General features: G+C 38.8%; 5 protein-coding genes, 1 tRNA gene and 1 riboswitch. Of the genes, 1 reads left to right on the top strand and 5 read right to left on the bottom strand.

Translation table 11 applies throughout. The features are described from left to right. Positions 1-284 precede the first annotated feature (284 nt). A complete protein-coding gene (locus CNQ82_RS02570) occupies positions 285-986 on the bottom strand; it encodes an alpha/beta hydrolase family protein (protein ID WP_123143951.1) in 702 nt (233 codons plus the stop codon). Between the two features lie 198 nt (positions 987-1,184). Here CNQ82_RS02570 and CNQ82_RS02565 point away from each other — a divergent pair. Then, positions 1,185-1,274, top strand: a tRNA-Ser gene (locus tag CNQ82_RS02565). A gap of 110 nt (positions 1,275-1,384) precedes the next feature. On the opposite strand, the gene gmpC is transcribed toward CNQ82_RS02565, so the two are convergent. The 4 genes from gmpC to CNQ82_RS02545 all read right to left on the bottom strand — a co-directional run bounded on the left by gmpC (position 1,385) and on the right by CNQ82_RS02545 (position 14,970). Then, positions 1,385-2,230, bottom strand: a complete 846-nt coding sequence (gene gmpC, locus CNQ82_RS02560) for a dipeptide ABC transporter glycylmethionine-binding lipoprotein (protein WP_123143950.1) — start codon at positions 2,228-2,230, stop codon at positions 1,385-1,387. A 24-nt stretch (positions 2,231-2,254) separates the two neighbouring features. Next, a complete protein-coding gene (locus tag CNQ82_RS02555) occupies positions 2,255-2,914 on the bottom strand; it encodes a methionine ABC transporter permease (RefSeq protein ID WP_123143949.1) in 660 nt (219 codons plus the stop codon). Position 2,915: 1 nt separating this feature from the next. Then, positions 2,916-3,932, bottom strand: coding sequence for a methionine ABC transporter ATP-binding protein (locus CNQ82_RS02550; RefSeq protein ID WP_123143948.1), 1,017 nt, complete (start codon positions 3,930-3,932; stop codon positions 2,916-2,918). Between the two features lie 116 nt (positions 3,933-4,048). After that, a riboswitch (SAM riboswitch) is annotated at positions 4,049-4,162 on the bottom strand. Between the two features lie 245 nt (positions 4,163-4,407). Further along, a complete protein-coding gene (locus CNQ82_RS02545; protein WP_164711934.1) occupies positions 4,408-14,970 on the bottom strand; it encodes a YSIRK-type signal peptide-containing protein in 10,563 nt (3,520 codons plus the stop codon). Between the last annotated feature and the right edge of the window lie 658 nt (positions 14,971-15,628).

Genomic DNA, 15,628 nt, shown 5'->3' with positions numbered 1-15,628 from the left:
AATATAAAGCAATTAAACGAAGAAATTTTGTGGAGTGAGCATGTATTGAGGTGTTTTTCATAAATGATTGAGTTATTCCCAAAATGTAATAATTTCATTTATTCTATAGGTTTTTTCTCAAATTTCTCACTTTTCGTTAATATAATATACTAAAATCCGCAAAAATAAAATACCTATTTTCAAAAAAATGTAAAAATTTAAAGAAAATCTCAAATGTAAGCGTTATCTTATACAATAAAAAGAGCAGAACATTATTTCTGTTCTGCTCCAACTTCTCGCTTATTTTAATTTTCTTCGTCTCTATGATCAATCCACTCAAGCATTAAATCAATATGGCGTCCTTCAGGTTCAAGGCATTGCATGTGGCCTAAATGCGCAAATGCATATAAATCTATGGTATTTTCTTCATTTTGAGACACATAAGCCAAGGTAGATTCAACTTTGACGCCGTTGTCATTGAAACCTTGGATTATTAAAGTTTTAGTTTTTAGAGGTAAACGTGACATTGGAGAGGCAGCTTCAAGCGCCGCATCAGTGATGTCTCCAAAATACTCATCTACTGCATTTCTGCCTAACCCTTGTTCTTTGGTATAAGGCACATCAGTCACGGGTGCCATCGCAATCACACGGTCTGCTTCGTCTGCATTATTCAATACAAGCTGGCCGCCTACTGAGTGACCAATCAATATAATTTCTTGATTATCCACAAACTTTGAAGACTTGAAAGCTTGAATGGCTTTCTTTGTATCTTCCTCTGGTGTCGGCCAAGCATGCTCCCCACGACGATATTCAACGTTCGCCACATTGTATCCTTCTCTTGTAAGCATTTCGATTAATTTATCATTTAATGAACGGTCAAATTTCTGTCTCCAATAACCGCCATGAATAAGTACTAACCATTTATCATCATGTTCAGCCAAAGCATCTGAGGCAGGATAAACATCAATCAATTGTTCTTCATGGTCACCGTAATATAATTCTTCCATTTTGTAGCACTCCTAAATTGGTAGTTTTGTCATAACATTTAATATTTACCCGCTTTATAAGACTGACAACCATAACAACTTTGCTTAGCTGATTTTAACTTTGTGAAGTGGCTACAAAGATTTTAGATTTTTTATTAAAAAAGTTATTGACGGGTAGGTTATCTTATTATATAATAATTCTTGTGTTAAATATTACATGGAGAAATACCCAAGTCCGGCTGAAGGGATCGGTCTTGAAAACCGACAGGGGCTTAACGGCCCGCGGGGGTTCGAATCCCTCTTTCTCCGCTACTTAAAAGACTTCGATTCAGGCAACTGATTCGAAGTCTTTTTTTATTGTTCTATTAAAAAAGTGGAATCGAGACTTTATTTTGTCTCAATCCCACTCTGCTTATTGCTTATTTCAAACTATCTGTAATATCTTTGATTTCTTTTTGAGATAGATCCACGATTTTTTCTCCATCTTTAGTATCTTCTTTTAAAGCTTTACGTGCTTCTTTAGAATGATACAATTCAGCAACTTTCTTGTATGTTTTATTATCTTTATCTTTGTCATTTACAGCGATAATATTGATATAAGGTTTAGATGTATTAGTGTTATCTTTTTCTAAGAAAATTGGATCTTTCTTAGGATCTAAACCTGATTTAGAAGCTACACCATTATTAATAACTGCAATATCTACATCGTCTAAAGAACGTGCTGTTTGTTGCGCATCCACTGCTTTGATATCTAAATCTTTCTTGTTTTCTACAATATCTTTCTTGCTTCCTTTTAAGCCGAAGTCTTTAGAAAGTTTGATATAACCTGCATTTTCTAAAAGTTTCAATGCACGTGCTTGGTTTGATACATCGTTAGGAATAACGACTTTTGCCCCTTTTTTCAAATCTTTAACGTCTTTAATCTTCTTAGAATAAATACCTAATGGAGCGAAGACTGTTGTACGGATTGGTGTGATATGAGTCCCTTTGTTTGCTTTCTCATATTCATGCAAGAATGCGAAATGTTGGAATGCGTTCATGTCGATATCCCCATCGTTTAGCGCCTTGTTCGGTACGTTGTAATCAGAGAATTTCTTGATTTCAACGTTGATTCCATCTTTCTTCGCCAGTTCTTTCACTTTATCCCATACCTTTGTATCATCTGATGCGACCCCTACTGTGACGGTCTTATCATCTTTCTTATTGCCGCCGCAAGCCGCAAGTACTACGACTAATGCCATTAATAATACTAATAACTTTTTCATATCCTAAAAAACCCCTTTGTGTGATTAATTTCTGCGAATCTTCTTAGCCAAAACATTCCCGAGAGATTGAATCAGCTGAACCATAATGACTAAAATAACTACTGTAATAACAATGACGATAGTATCAAAACGTTGGTAACCATAAGCTAAGGCCAAGTCACCAATACCGCCGCCACCTACTGCACCGGCCATAGCTGTTGAACCAATCAAACCGATGATTGCAGTAGTAATCGCTAAGATTAATGATCCTAAAGCTTCTGGCATTAAGAAGTAGCGAATAATTTGGAACGGTGAGGCGCCCATTGCATTCGCTGCTTCGATAACCCCTGCGTCTACTTCCAATAATGAATTTTCAACGAGACGCGCAATGTAAGGTGCTACGTATACCGTTAAAGGTACAATCGCCGCTGCTGTACCGATGGATGTCCCTACGATTAATTTAGTAAACGGTACAATCGCAATTAACAAAATAATGAATGGAATCGAACGAAAAATGTTAATAATCGGATTTAAGATATGATAGATTGCTACATTTTCCCAAATACCATTTTTCTTCGTCACTACTAGTAAGATGCCTAAAGGAATCCCAATTAATGCACCAATCACTAGTGAAATTGAAACCATCAATAACGTTTGATAGAGTGCTTCCCATAATTGCGACGAGTCTAAAGATGAACCAAGCATATTATCCAACCTCCTCATATTCGATGTGATGTTGTTTCAAGTAATCATATGCGCGTTGTTTCTCTTCGTCAGTGCCTTTAATACGTAATGTCAAATAACCGACTGAAGTATCTTGAATATCCGACATCGAAGCATAAATGACGTTCACTCCTAAATTAAAGTCTTTAATCAATGTTTGGATCACAGATAAGCCTAATTGAGCACCTTCCATATAAACTTTCACATCTTGATAATTGGCATCTGTCGGTAATTGATGAATCATCTTCTCACTGATGTCTGTGCTGATAACTGTAGAAACGAAGTTCTTCGCCGTTTCGGTTTTCGGGTGACTGAAGACATCTAAGACAGTGCCTTTTTCAATGACGCGCCCTTGTTCCATAACGGCAACTTTATCGCAAATCTTTTGAATGACACTCATCTCGTGAGTAATCAATAAAATCGTTACTTCAAATGTTTCATTCACTCGCTTTAAGAGTCGCAAGATAGAGTCCGTAGTAGCTGGATCGAGTGCACTTGTAGCTTCATCACACAATAAAATTTGAGGATCTGTGACAAGTGCTCTGGCGATGGCTACTCTTTGTTTTTGACCACCAGAAAGTTCATTCGGATATTGTGAGCCTTTATCTCCAAGTCCGACGAACTCTAACATTTCATCTACTTTCTCTTTTATGTATTTTTTACTCTTGCCTTCCAAAATCAGCGGCATTGCCACATTATTAAATACCGTTTTAGAATTCAGCAAGTTGAAATGCTGGAATATCATACCAATATTCTTCTTAACTTTACGCAATTCTTTCTTGCTGTATTGATTTATTTGATGTCCATCGACAACGACTTCACCAGATGTTACATTCTCAAGCTTATTTACCAAACGGATTAAAGTACTCTTACCTGCACCGCTGTAGCCAATAACACCATAGATTTCTTGTCGTTCAACAGTAAAGCTGACATCCTTTAAAGCTTGAATTTCTGTTGAGCGCTTATGGAATGTTTTACTCACATCCTTGAACTCAATCATAGGTTAGTCCCCCTCTGATAGTTTGAAATGAATGAATTTTGCCTCTATTTTGACTTTTATTTTGAAAAATAAAAATTCCGGGGACAATGAAACAAGTCCTCGGAATAATTTGGCTCGTCTCATCTTTACAGCATTTGCTGTAGGAATTGGCACAGTAATCGAATAGTTACGATTTCGATCCTGCTGCCGAGGTTTCATAGGGCCTGTCCCTCCACCTCTCTGGATAAGAGTTATGTATTCAGTTCATTTATATTTCATATATTACATTACTGAGTGAAAAAGTCAACATTAATTTTTAGAAAATTGTTAATTTCAACTTAATTCTAAACACTAGAGCTAGTAAGCGTTTGCAACTTTTCAACTCAATAGTAAAGCTATTCAAAATCAGTTCATTTACTCGTTTTCTTTTTCTCTTTTCAAAATTAAAAAAGAACCAGGCACGGTGGCCTGGCTCTTAATTTGAAGAAAACTTTATTTATTTTTGATTTTTACGACGTTTCATGCCGAACATCATTGCAGTTCCTAAGCCAGCAAAGATAGTACCATAAAGCATTGGTGCTGTATCGTTAGCGCCTGTATTTGGTAATACTTTTGCTTTTGGTTGATTTTGTTCTGGTTTCGCTTTGCTTGGTTGAGTAGCTACTTTATTTGGTGTTGAAACTTTCGTAGTTGTTTTTACTTCTGGTTGATGATTTGGTTCTGGGTTTCCAACTTTATGACCACCGTCATGGTTTACAACAGGTGTGTGAGTGCCTGTTACTGGTGGAGTTGGTCGAGAATTACTTGGTGTTGTATTTTGATTTGGTACAAGCGGCGTGTTAGTTTGTCCACCATCGTTCGGTGATTTACCTGGATGATTTGGTCCACTTGGTGTCGGTGTCACTGGTTGATTCGGTACAACAGGTGTTGCTGGCACTAATGGAATCATTGGAATCGTAACTTTTGGTGTTTCAGGTTTATGACAAGGTACGATAATTTTAGTTTTATTTGCACATTGCAATACTACGTTACCTTTCACATCGTGGTTATATCCAATAATCACAACTGCATTACCATTTTCATCGCATGGAATTTCGATACGTTGACCATCGCTAAATACAATAATGTTTGTATTATATTGATCAATGTAATTATTCACGATATAAACAGGTGCTGTTGGTTGAGCATCTCTGCCATCACGTCCATCGCGTCCGTCTCTACCATCTCTACCGTCTCTACCATTAATACCGTCACGTCCGTCTTTACCTTTCATGACTGTAATTGTATTGCCATCGCTAAATTCTACGACAGTATTACCATCTTTATCTTGATGTGAATCTTTAACAGTAACAGATACGCCGTCTTTGCCTTTTGGAATAGTGATTTCTCTGCCATCGCTGAATGTCACAATTGTATTGCCGTTCGGGTCTACAGATTGGCCAGTGATTGTGATAGACTTGCCATCTTTGCCGTCTTTTCCATCTTTACCTTTCAAGACAGTGATTGTATTTCCATCAGTAAATTCTACAACTGTGTTGCCGTCTGCATCTTGGTGTGAGTCTTTAACAGAAACAGATCTGCCATCTTGACCTTTAGATACAGTAATTGAGTTGCCATCACTGAATGTCACAACAGTATTGCCGTTCGGATCTACAGATTGACCAGTAATTGTGATAGATTTGCCATCTTTGCCGTCCTGACCGTTCAAGCCGTCTTTTCCGTCTTTACCTTTTAACACAGTGATTGTGTTACCGTCAGAGAATTCTACAACTGTGTTGCCGTCTGCATCTTGGTGTGAATCTTTCACAGTGACAGATGTGCCGTCTTGGCCTTTTGGTACAGTGATTGAGTTGCCATCACTGAATGTTACTTTCGTATTACCATCCGGATCAATAGTTTGGCCAGTTACTGTAATTGATTTGCCGTCTTGACCATCACGACCACCCTTACCGTTTAAGCCTTGTTCACCTTTATCGCCTTTAGCAATTGTAACTGAAGTACCATCGCTGAATTCTACAACTGTGTTACCGTCTGGGTCTTTAGTTGTTGAAACGATAGAAATTGATTTGCCGTCTTGACCTTTAGGTACAACAATTTCGTGTCCATCGCTGAAGACTACTTTCGTATTACCATCTGGTTGTACTGCAGAAGAAGTAATTGTGATAGATTGTCCATCTTCACCTTTATCTCCTTTAGCACCTTTAGGTACTACGACTTCATGTCCATCACTGAATGTGACTTTCACGTCTCCGTTTGGCAAGCTTTCAGTATTAGTGATAGTAATTGATTTGCCATCTTGACCTTTTGGTACAGTTACTTTAGAGCCGTCACTGAAGTCAATAACTGTATTGCCATCTGCATCTGGTTCAGCTTTAGTAATAGTAACTGATTTACCGTCTAAGCCTTTAGGAATATTGATTTCACGACCGTCAGAGAATGTTACTTTAGTAGTGCCATCTGGTTGTACTGAAGTACTTGTAATAGTTACTGAAGTACCATCTTCTCCTTTGTCGCCTTTATCTCCCTTAGGAATTGTAACGCTGCTTCCATCACTGAATTCTACAACTGTGTTACCATCTGCGTCTTTAGCAGTTTTCACAACTGTCACAGATTCTCCAGCATCACCTTTAGCGCCTTTAGGAACAATGATTTCATGTCCATCTGAGAAGGTTACTTTAACATCTCCACTTGGCAATGTTTCGTTACCAGTAACAGTAATTGATTTGCCATCAACACCATCTTCGGCTTTTGGAATTGTAACTTTAGAGCCGTCTGAGAAGGTTACTTCAGTGTTGCCGTCTGCGTCTGGCTCTACATTTTGAACAGTGATGGATTGACCATCTGCTCCTTTATCTCCTTTAGAGATGACAGCTGTGCCACCATCGCTGAAGTGGATGACTGTATTGCCGTCTGCATCTTTTTCAGTGTTTGTAACAGTTAGAGGTGGTGCATCTTTACCGTCTACACCGTCTTTACCTGCGTCACCTTTTTCACCTTTAGGAATTACAACTTCTTTGCCGTCACTGAATGTGACCTTAGTATCACCGTTTGGTTGAGGTTCTACTTTAGCAACAGTGACTGAGTCACCTTTATCACCTTTGTCGCCTTTCGCGATTGTGATTTCATGTCCATCTGAGAAGGTTACTTTAGTGTTGCCTTCAGGTGTTGTTTCAGTATTTTGAACTGTGACTGACGCACCATCTTTACCGTTCACACCGTCTTTGGCTTTTGGAAGAACAACTTTAGATCCATCAGAGAAGGTTACCACTGTATTGCCGTCTGCGTCTGGAGCTGTACTTTGAACTGTGATAGATTGACCATCTTTACCATTTTGGCCAGCTTCACCTTGTGCTCCTGTATCGCCTTTTTCGCCTTTAGGCATGACAGCTTCTTTTCCGTCACTGAATGTCACTTTAGTTGAACCATCTGGTTGCGGTTCTACATTTGCGACAGTAACTGAAGTACCTGGGGCACCAGCCTCACCATTATCACCTTTGTCGCCTTTTTCTCCTTTAGGAATCACAATTTCTTTGCCGTCAGAGAATGTAACTTTAGTATCACCATTTGGCTGAGGTTCTACTTTAGCAACAGTAATAGATGTACCGTCTGCTCCATTATCACCTTTAGCGCCTTTAGCGATTGTAACTGAAGTGCCATCTGAGAAGGTTACTTTAGTGTCGCCGTCTGGTGTTGTTTCAGTATTTTGAACTGTAACTGATTGTCCATCAGCACCATCTTTACCTGCGGCTCCTGTGTCGCCTTTAGCACCTTTAGGTACAACAACTTTAGTACCGTCACTGAATGTGATAACTGTATTACCATCTGCATCTGTAGCAGTATCTGCAATTGTAATTGATTGACCATCTTTACCTGCAGCGCCCGCTTCACCTTGTGCTCCGTTATCTCCTTTTTCTCCTTTAGGGATAACTACTTCTTTTCCATCGCTAAATGTCACTTTAGTTGAACCATCTGGTTGCGGTTCTACATTTGCGACAGTGACTGAAGTACCGTCTGCACCTTTATCGCCTTGCGCGCCTTTTGGAATAGTAACTTCATGACCGTCACTGAACGTCACTTTAGTTGAACCATCCGGTTGTACTGCTGTATCAGTAATCGTAATTGATTGACCATCAACGCCGTCTTTACCTGCAGCTCCATCTTTCGCTTTAGGGATAACTACTTTAGAACCATCTGAGAATGTGACCTCAGTATTACCGTCTGCATCTGGTTTTACACTTTGAACCGTAATGGATTGTCCGTCTGCTCCGTTATCACCTTTATCTCCTTTAGCACCTTTAGCAATCGTAACTGAAGAGCCGTCTGAGAAGGTTACTTTAGTATCGCCATCTGGTGTTGTTTCAGTATTTTGGACTGTGATTGATGCACCGTCTTTACCGTTCACACCATCTTTCGCTTTAGGAATCACAACTTTAGAACCGTCAGAGAATGTAACCTCAGTATTGCCGTCTGGTGTTTGAGTTGAGCCAGTTACAGTTAATGGTGTTGCATCTGCACCTTTATCTCCTTTTTCACCTTTCGGAATTACTACTTCGTGTCCATCACTGAACGTTACTTTAGTTGTTCCGTCCGGTTGAACTTCTGAAGATGTAATTGTGATTGATTTACCGTCAATACCATCTTTACCAGCTGCACCGTCTTTAGCTTTAGGGATTGTCACATGTGAACCATCACTAAATTCAAGTACAGTATTGCCGTCTGCATCCGGACCTACATTTTGAACAGTAATCGATTTACCTGGTGTGCCTGCTTCGCCTTGTGCACCTGCTTCGCCGCGTTCACCTTTGTCGCCTTTAGAAACGACTGCTTGTGAACCGTCACTGAAGTGGATAACAGTATTGCCGTCTGCATCTTTATCAGTTCCAGTTACTGTTAATGGTGTTGCTGAAGTACCGTTACCAGCTGCGCCTGTGTCACCTTTATCACCTTTGTCGCCTTTTGCTCCTTTTGGAATTGTTAATTCTTTTCCATCAGAGAAAGAAACTTTAGTGTCGCCATTTGGTTGTGTTTCAATGCTATTAATTGTGATTGAATCACCTTTAGCGCCTGCTTCACCTGGATTACCTTGAAGACCTTGGTCACCTTTATCTCCTTTAGAAACAGTAGCTGTGCTACCATCGCTGAAGTGAATAACTGTGTTGCCGTCTGCATCTTTATCAGAGCTTGTTACTGTAAGTGGTGCGGCATTTTCTCCTGCATCACCTTTCTCACCTTTAGGGATTGTTACTGTTTTACCGTCGCTGAAGACGACTTCAGAATCGCCGTTTGGTAATTTATTGATGTGATCTACGGTGATAGATTCGCCATTTTCTCCCTTAGCACCTGCATCACCTTTGTCACCTTTAGAGATAGTAGCCGTACCGCCATCACTGAAGTGTACAACTGTGTTGCCATCTGCATCTTTCTCAGTGCTTGTTACTGTAAGTGGCGCAGCGTCTTTGCCGTCTTTACCATCAACACCGTCTTTTCCTTTTGGAATTGTAACTTTTTTACCATCTGAGAACGTTACTTCAGTATCACCATTAGGAAGTGTTTGTGTATCTTGTACAGTTACAGAATCGCCATTTTCTCCCTTATCACCTTTAGGGATTTCAAGCGTTTTACCATCTGAGAACGTTACTTGTTTATTGCCGTTAGGGAGTGTTTCAGTATTAGTAATAGAAATAGATTGGCCATCTTTGCCTTTTGGTATTGTAATAGATTGACCGTCTGAGAATGTAACTTTCGTATCATCATTCGCTTGTGGTTCAATACTATCAATCGTAATAGATTGTCCATCTTTACCGTTTTGACCATCTGCTCCTTTTTCACCAGCTTCGCCTTTTGCTCCAGCTTCGCCTTTTTCCCCTTTCGGAATAACGACTTCAGAACCATCGCTGAAATGTACGACTGTATTACCATCTTTATCAGGTGCTGAATTATCTACAGTGATAGATTTACCATCTTTACCTTTAGGAATAGTAATTACTTGTCCGTCAGAGAATGTGACTTTTGTATCGCCATCTGGTGTTGTTTCAGTAGACTTAATCGTAATAGATTGTCCGTCTGCTCCTTTTTCACCAGCTTCGCCTTTTGCTCCGGCATCTCCTTTATCTCCTTTAGAGACAGTTGCTGTTTGACCGTCGCTGAAGTGGATAACTGTGTTGCCGTCTGGGTCTTTAGTTGTGTTAACTACTGTTAATGGATCCGCATCTTTTCCTGCTGCTCCATTTTCGCCCTTTTCCCCTTTAGGAATTGTTAATTCTTTGCCGTCAGAGAACGTTACTTTCGTATCGCCGTTCGCTTGCGGATCGATGCTCTTGATTGTGATAGATTCACCGTTGTCGCCTTTTGCTCCTTGAGCGCCAGCTTCACCTTGTTCGCCTTTATCTCCTTTAGAGATTGTAGCTGTTGAGCCATCGCTGAATTCTACAACTGTATTGCCTGCAGCATCTTTAGATTCTTTCACTACTGTAAGTGGTGCAGCGTCTTTTCCGTTAGCACCATCTTTACCATTAACTCCGGCATCTCCTTTATCTCCTTTAGAGACAGTTGCTGTTTGGCCATCACTGAAGTGGATAACTGTGTTGCCGTCTGGGTCTTTAGTTGTGTTAACAACTGTTAATGGTTCCGCATCTTTTCCTGCTGCTCCATTTTCGCCTTTTTCACCTTTAGGGATTGTTAATTCTTTGCCATCAGAGAAAGTGACTTTAGTGTCGCCGTTCGCTTGCGGATCGATGCTCTTGATTGTGATAGATTCACCGTTGTCGCCTTTTGCTCCTTGAGCACCGGCTTCACCTTGTTCGCCTTTCTCTCCTTTAGAGATAGTAGCTGTTGAACCATCGCTGAATTCAACGACTGTGTTGCCTGCAGCATCTTTAGATTCTTTCACTACTGTAAGCGGCGCTGCATCTTTTCCGTTAACACCAGCTTCACCTTTATCACCTTTGTCGCCTTTAGGGATTTCTAACGTTTTACCGTCAGAGAAAGTGACTTGTTTATTACCATTCGGCAATGTTTTTGTCTCAGTAATTGTAACTGAAGTACCATCTTGGCCTTTTGGAATTTCAAATGATTTTCCGTCAGAGAAGGTTACTTTTGTAGCTCCATCCGGTAATTTTTCAATTTTATCGATAGAAACAGATGTACCATTTTCGCCTTTTTCACCTTGCTCACCTTTAGCACCTTGTTCACCGCGGGCTCCTTTATCTACTGTGATTGCTGAGCCGTCACTGAAATGAACTACTGTATTGCCTGCAGCATCTTTTTCTGAAGAAGTGACTGTGAGTGGTTTAGCATCTTGACCTGCTTCACCTTTGTCGCCTTTAGAAACAACTGCTGTTTGGCCATCGCTGAATTCAACGACTGTATTGCCGTCTGCATCTTTGGACTCTTTCACTACTGTAAGCGGATCTGCGTCTTTACCATTTGCTCCTGCAGCACCAGTATCTCCTTTATCACCTTTAGAGACTGTTGCTGTTTTTCCATCACTGAAGTGTACAACCGTATTACCATCCGGATCTTTAGTTGTTTCAGTTACAGTTAATGGTGTAGCATTTTGACCTGCTTCACCTTTGTCGCCCTTTTCACCTTTAGGAATCGTTAATTCCTTGCCATCTGAAAAGATTACTTTAGTGTCGCCGTTAGATTGTGGTGTGATGCTTACGATTGAAATAGAATCGCCTTTCTCACCTTTAGCACCTGCTTCACCTTGTGCACCGGCTGCTCCGTCTTTACCTGGGTCGCCTTTTTCACCTTTTGTACCTTGTTCGCCACGGTCTCCTTTATCTCCCTTAGAAATCGTAACATGAGAGCCATCACTGAAGTTGACTACTGTGTTGCCGTCTGCATCTTTTGCTTCACTAGTGACAGTTAATGGTGCAGCATCTTTTCCGTTTGCTCCAGCAGCTCCAGTATCTCCTTTGTCTCCTTTAGTACCTTGTTCGCCACGGTCTCCTTTGTCTCCTTTAGGACCCGCAACTCCAGGATCTCCTTTAGAGATAGTAGCTGTTTTTCCATCGCTGAAATGTACTACTGTATTACCATCTTTATCTTTTGATTCACTTGTAACAGTTAATGGTGCGGCATCTTGACCTTTGTCTCCTTTATCGCCTTTAGGAACAATAATTGACTTGCCGTCACTAAAGTTAACTTTAATATCTCCATTTGATTGTGGTTCAGTTGTAGTAATACGGATTGAATCTCCTGCATCGCCTTTTTCACCTTTCGCACCTTGTGCTCCAACTTCTCCACGATCTCCTTTAGCACCTTTAGGTACTTTTACCGTACTACCATCACTAAATGTTACAACAATATCTCCATTATTATCAGGAGCAGAGTTTGTAACAGTAATGGATTTACCGTCTTCTCCTTTTGGTATGGTTATAGATTTACCGTCCGTGAAAGTTACCTTTGTATCTCCATTAGGCAATTTTTCAGTAGTTTTTATACCAATTGAAGTACCTGCCGGACCTGCTGGACCAGTTTCACCACGTTCTCCATCGTCTCCATCTCTACCTGTAGCGCCTCTATCTCCTTTATCTCCTTTAGGACCTTGAGCACCTTTCGGAATAATAATATTTGTTCCATCACTAAAGGTTACTCTCGTCCCCGTTAGTATCTGTGTAGTATCAACTATACGTATAGGATCTCCCTTATCACCTTTAGGAATAGTTATTTCAGTACCGTCAGTAAAAATTACTTTAGTATCTCCATTTGGTAATTTTTCAGTATCTTGAACAGTAATTGAATCTCCTTGTGGTCCTCTTTCACCTTGGATACCTTGAGGACCTTGAGGAACTACTACAGAATTTTCATCAGTAAAGGTTACTTGCATATTACCGTTTGGTAATAAACCAGAACTTTTTACTTTAATGGATTCTCCTCTATCTCCTTTTTCACCTTTCGCACCTTGTGCTCCGGCTTCTCCATCTGGTACAAAGAAACGACTAATTTCTTGACCATTTGATTTATCAGTAATTGTTACCCAAGTTCCCTGCTTACCTTGATCATTTCCACGAGAAGTGATTGTTTCTAACTCAGCCGGACGTCCGTCTCTCGGTACAATTGTTTTTCCTGGTTGGCTTGTTTTACCGTCCTTATGAGCAATAGCAGTAATTCTATCTCCTTCTTGTAAAGGAGTATTTAATCGTTGAGTAAAGTTACCTTGATTATCTGCTGTTGTATTATAAGTTTTATTGCCTACCTTAATTTCTACGTTAGAATTAGGAGAGGCTGTTCCTGTAACAACCTGTGTTTTAGAAAGTTGAGGGTCTATAACAGGAGCTTGTAAACCTGCATTGTCTATATCCCCAATACCTAGTTCAATAACTTCATTGATAGGTGCTTTGAGTATTTTTTCGCTGTCTACTTCTGAACCTATAGCTACGTTTTTATAATACCAAACTGAATTATTGACTTCTTTCAAACCATCTTTACCTTTTGTTGTAACTCGCTGAGATCCTACCGGAATATCTTTAGAAATTATATACTCTTTTTCAAATGGCACGGGCTCTGTAGATACTTTATTCTTTTTGTGTAAATTCAAATCAACGTTTCCATCTAAAATTACTTGCATATTTTTATTGAAATAGTTTTGAGTTGAATACGGATTTAAAGTAGTTGAATAGTTTCCTCCATTAGGATACATCATTACATAACCGTTTACACTCAAATCTCCGTTCCAATCTTTAACTGGCAAACTAAATTTGACATCAGCATATCCATTATTCTTAACGGCAAAATCACTAAGGAAAGGTCTACTTTCTAAAGCATATCCTTGAGGATAACCTGGTTTTGTTTTGCCCTCCAGCAATCTAACAGTACTTGGTTTAGCAGTCGTTCCTACCATATCAACAGTAGTATTAATTGCTCCTCCTTCAGGTGGCAATACAAATCCGTCACCAAAATTAAAACCACCTAAATCTATAGCGTGTGTTTGGCCTGTACCTGGCGTAACATAATATTTAATTTCAAAATTCATCTTATTATGCGCTTTATCTGGGATTGCATTGATAACATATGAAGCTGGCTTTTGCCCACTATATGTCATACCATCCCCAGTAATTTCTATACCTGTATTAGGATTAATTGAAGCTTCTGCTTTCAAAGCTCCTATTGCTTCTGAAGCTGATGCTTTCTTAGGAATAGAAACATTAGAACTAGTTTCTGAATCAAATAAAGTTGAATCGCTATCAGCTGGATCGCTGTCCGCCATAGTAGGTGCATTTGCATCACCTGGCATAGCACGAACTGCATATACAGAATATTTAGATGTTTGCTCGTTAGCATATAAAATACCTGCTTTAATTATTTCTGAAAATAAATCTTCAGGCGAAATTGTATTATAGTCAACATCCCATTTATTCAAAATACCTTCAACATCTTCTGAATTATAATTTTCTGCCAACATTTCACGAACTAATCCAGCATGATCTGATGACGCTTCATATTTTGAAATGAATTCTTGTGGTGCTTCAACTGCTTCCGGAAGATGCCCTGGCTGTATTGGAGTTTCTGGTACAGTAACTTCCGCAAGTGAATCTTTTTCATTATTATTTATACTACTATTTACTTGTTCATTATTCTTTTCTAAATGATTTTCTGACGACTTTTTTGTTTTGTCTGAAGAAAAGTCAGAATAATCATTCTTTAAATCCGGTGCATTCTCAGATGCTTTAGGAGTTTCTTCTTTCACTTCTGGTTTTAGAACTTCATTGCTTTCAGAAACTTTTTCTGGTGTATCTTTAATACCCGATTTATTTTCAGAAACATTTTCTGACGATACATTACTTTGTTTCAGTTTTGCTTCATCGCTTACTGGTTGCTGCTCTTCACTTTGTTTTACCTGCTGCTCTGTAGTTGATGGTACCTCATCAGAATCATTTAAATTTTGAGTGGCTGCTGTCGAATCATTTTCTGCTGCTTCTGCTTCATGGCTAGCCCCAAAAATTAAAGTAGAACCTAATAAAATAGATGCTGTGCCGACTGTAAACTTACGAATCGAATACTTATTATGAATATTTGGCAAGAAGTCTAAACGCTTGCTTTTACGTTGTTTCATTGATGTCCTCCGTTTTCCTTTGATGTTATGCACCATTTAATACTAAACAAATCGTATATTTAATATTATTCCATAGTGCAAAATCATTATATCATATACTTTTTCATGTGAGTACTAAAAATATTAACGTCGCATTAAATGTGTCAATTATATCTCTATCGAAAAAAAGTCATATAGATATATGCATTTATATCTTTTGTTAGTTAAAATGTTTCCTGCACGCATTATTTATAGAAGTAAATAAGTAAAGAAATATTATTTTTGTCATTACTTATATTATTAGAACAAGCATAATTAATCACACTAAGACTCGAGTTATAAAATTCAAACGTTAGTAATATATTAATATTAATTTCATTTTAAATTCTGGAAAAATTACATTAATTTATTTAAGAATATCTATTCCAATCTACTCTTAAACATGTTAATATATTCCAGTAGTTTAGTTGTTGACATTATATAAAAAGGAGCGTGCGTAACTAATTATATTTAACACCGCCATAATATTTTTAACTATAGATTTCTGTTTTCTCAATATGTCATCTGCAACCAACAATTCTAGAAATGAAATTAAATATCTATTCATCTAAATACAGTACTTAAATATAATTCAACAATTAAACCATCGTTATTATCTGACCTCTCATAAATAATTAGA

This window comes from Staphylococcus debuckii (assembly GCF_003718735.1).
Taxonomy (GTDB): Bacteria; Bacillota; Bacilli; order Staphylococcales; family Staphylococcaceae; genus Staphylococcus; species Staphylococcus debuckii.
This window is presented reverse-complemented; position numbering and strand designations above follow the sequence as displayed.